Origin of the sequence: Corynebacterium sp. ACRQP (assembly GCF_022345915.1) — a bacterium.
GTDB classification, from domain to species: domain Bacteria; phylum Actinomycetota; class Actinomycetes; order Mycobacteriales; family Mycobacteriaceae; genus Corynebacterium; species Corynebacterium lehmanniae.
On sequence record NZ_JAKRMZ010000041.1, the window covers coordinates 1 to 3,014 of the forward strand.

The 3,014-nt window shown below is 56.9% G+C and carries 2 protein-coding genes; both read left to right on the forward strand.

Translation table 11 applies throughout. The features are described 5' to 3' along the window. Positions 1-388, forward strand: a 388-nt coding sequence (locus tag MHY23_RS11745; protein WP_239307698.1) for an ATP-binding protein, incomplete at its 5' end; no start/stop codon positions are given. Positions 389-534: 146 nt separating this feature from the next. Then, positions 535-3,014 (forward strand): putative Ig domain-containing protein (locus MHY23_RS11750; protein WP_239307699.1); only part of this gene is annotated, 2,480 nt, incomplete at its 3' end.

Genomic DNA, 3,014 nt, shown 5'->3' on the forward strand with positions numbered 1-3,014 from the left:
CCAAGCTCTGATCACCGCAGCATGCCGCAACGACTACTCCGCCAGGTTCTACCGCACCGACATGCTTGCCGCGCACTTCGCAGTGATGCCGCTCGACGACCCAGCCCGGCTCAAACTCACCCACGAGTTGATCAGCGTCGACGTGTTAGTCCTCGACGACTTCCTCACCACCCCAGTCGACGCCGCCACCGCACACCTGCTCTTCAACATTCTCTCCGAACGAGAAGGCAACCGATCAACAATCGTGACCTCACAGTTCACCCCGCAAGACTGGTACAGATCCATCCCGGACGCCGTCATCGCCGAATCCATCCTCAACCGACTCATCGCCGGCGCCGAAATCATCACCCTCGAAGGGCCAAACATGAGACTGGAAGCTAACCAGTAACTCCACAACACGCCTGAGCGGGGACCGCTACCGGATCCCCACTCAGGCGCTACCACAAACTCACCACACCGCTACCATTTCAATCTTCTAAACATGTCACGGGCTCAGCGTTCTGTTGTTTCAGAGATTCCTCGAAAGGGACTTGTATGAAGAAGAACTACATCGCTCGTCGCCGCGGCACTTCGGTTGCCGCTGCCGCGTTGTCGTTGGCTTTGGTTGTGCCTTTGGCGCAGCCGGTGGCGTTTGCGCAAGAAGCGCCTGCTGCAGTGGCTGCTGCTGACGCTCCTGCCGACGCGCGGGGGAAAAATGAGTTGGTGCCAAACGCGATCTACACCAAGGGTGGCTGGCGTGACTACTACGGCTACCACGGCTATGCCTACATCAATAAGCAGGGCCGTGCGGATGATCTGGCGGAGAGTAATGAGCCGCTGAAGGGCAATGTCATCTACTTACAGTATGTAAATAAGAACGGCGAGGTTTCGCCGACGTTTTACACGTTGACAGATTCCGAGGGGCGCTTCTCGTTTGATCTATCGGAGAGTGTGACGGACCCGATTGGTGCACCGCGCTGGTATCTGGCCGGTGATAGCGACTTTAAGGTCCGTGTCTGGGGCGAGAACCCGGATGAATCGAAGTACTCGGTGGTTATGGCTGGCGATATGCAGTCTGGCCGTTACACCAAGCGTTTGGATCGTGTTCAGGAGTCGTGGAACTTTACGGTTGGTCCGGCGGGTTCGCGTATTACCAACGGTCGTTTTGTGCTGGAGGAGAAGCCGAACCACGTTGGTTGGTTGGCCAAGCCGGAAGAGGATTGGACCCGAGCTCTCGACAGTGAGACCGGCGAACCGACCGTTGATGGTCAGTTCCCGGACTACGGCCGTCACGGTGCGATCGATGGCGGTACGCGTATTTGGTGGGAGTCTGGTGAAAACGCTGGCTCGCTGCCGAGCCAGTACGCCTACAACGTCAATCAGGGTGACCGTGCCGCTGGTGGCGTAGAGATTGTTGCGTCTTACCTCAACGATGAAGTTGTGCGTGAGATTGAGGCGTGGAAGGACGCTAACCCGGGCTACACAGTTGAGCAGGAACGTGAGAACCAAAAACGCATCATTGATGCGTACCAGGGTGAGCACGGTGAAGGTTCCCACATTGCAGAAACGGTTGTTGCGCCGTCGAAGGCTGATGGTTCCTTCTACCTTCCGTTCAAGGGGACGAAGGGCTACTCCTGGAAGCGATCGAACCTCGGTGCGAACAAGGTTGTCAGTGAGGACGAGTGGGGCAAGGTCGCTGATGACTACAAGAATGACAGCCTGAGCACGTTCAACGGGGCGTCGTTGCGGGACGTACGCCACGTCAACACCGATTACATGTACGTCTACCCTCGTATCGAGGGTCGCGATGTGAAGCTGTCGTCGTTCCCGATGAACATGTTCCAGAACATCGAGGACTTGGGTAGCTCGGGGACGAGTAACAACATGGGCAATATTCGCTTCCCGTTGATTAATGCGCAGCCGATTTTTGATATTCCGGAGTACAACTCGTATGACAATAAGGGCCGTGCGGGTTCGAAGGTGACCACGAAGACTGCTGGATTGGTGCCGAACACGGATTATGCGATTCGTTGGTACGCCACGACCGAGGACGGTACGCAGGAAGAGCTTGAGGATGCAATGTGCATCGTCAAGAGTGATGACAAGGGTGTGCTGCCGTCGTGTGATTTCCAGGCGCCTGAGGATCTGAAGGAGACCACGGTCTTTACAGCAGCTGTGGTTGGTGTTGATCCGGCGTCTGGTGAGCCGTCTGATCGTTGGGAGATGGCAGACTCTTTTACCGCTGTGGTGCCGGAGCAGTTGCCGTTGGGTTCGAAGTATGACGAGTACTCGGCTGATGAGGTTGCGCCACTGTTCAATGATCTGCCGAACAACGTCGTTGAGGGTGCCGAGCCGGAGTACGCTGCTGAGGGTCTGCCTGCGGGTCTGAAGATTGATCCGAAGACGGGCGAAATCACGGGTACCCCGACCGAGGCTGGTACCACTGAGGTAACCGTAACCCGCACGGTTGATGTTGAGGTCGAAAAGTGGGTTCCGGAAATCGACGCTGAGGGCAATCCGGTGTACGAGAATCCGGATGCGCCTGAGGAAGATCGTGTTGAAAAGGTCACGAAGCAGACGGTGACTGAGCCTCGTAAGGAAGAGGTCGTTACCAAGATTGTGGTGACGGACACTCCGCTTGCTGATGGCGTCGTTGGTGAGGAGTATTCCCAGGATGTCAAGCCGGAAGGCTTCGATGCTCTGCCGCAGGGCTTCGAGCTGAAGAAAGACTCCATCACGGTTGAGGGACTTCCGGAAGGTTTGCAGTTCGAGGGCGGCAAGATCACCGGTACTCCAACGGCTGAAGCTGCGGCTTCTGAGGAGAATCCAAACGTTACCGTGACCTACACGTTGGTGGATCAGGACGGCAACGAGACTCCTGGACACATCGATGTTGTGCCGCTGAACATTAAGTCGGCGGCGCAGAACGATGAGTTCGAGCCTGAGTATGGGGACGGCAACGGTAAGCCGGGCGAGGATGTGACGGTTCCGGCTCCGACGTTCAAGGACAAGGACGGCAAGGAGACCAAGGCGCC